This is a genomic window from Psychrobacter sp. I-STPA6b (genome assembly GCF_020662265.1).
GTDB lineage: Bacteria > Pseudomonadota > Gammaproteobacteria > Pseudomonadales > Moraxellaceae > Psychrobacter.
Map to the genome: position 1 here is coordinate 1 of NZ_VEWM01000117.1, position 446 is coordinate 446.

Genomic DNA, 446 nt, shown 5'->3' on the forward strand with positions numbered 1-446 from the left:
GACCGTTACCCCAAATCAAGTAGTCGTTAGCCTAAATAATGACAAATCAGTACAGAATCATATTGGCACTATCCATGCTGTCGCTATTACCTTATTGGCTGAAACGGCCACTGGCTTTATCCTAGGCTTAAACCTACCTACCGATCGGGTACTATTGGTCAAATCTTACCAAGTGAATTTTTATCGCCCTCTTAAAAAAGGCCAAGTAGCGGCTATCGCCACTCTCAGTGACGAGCAGCGCCAACATATTTTGGACACGCCAAAGGGCGAGATGGTCATCCCTTGTGTCATTGATGATCGAGAGTCTGATAGCGATCGTGAACCGATCAGCGTCGAGATGATATGGGCGTGGATTCCCAAGTCAGAGCTTGAGGCACGCCAGACAGGTCAGTCAGCTACTACTGCATCATAGCCGCTACGTCATTACCAATTAATAATCCACCAAC

At 46.9% G+C, this 446-nt stretch carries 1 protein-coding gene; it reads left to right on the top strand.

Annotation, left to right across the window (positions count from 1 at the left end):
• The coding region (locus FHK88_RS12305) for a DUF4442 domain-containing protein (protein ID WP_227431016.1) at positions 1–412 on the top strand (412 nt) is incomplete at its 5' end.
• Between the last annotated feature and the right edge of the window lie 34 nt (positions 413–446).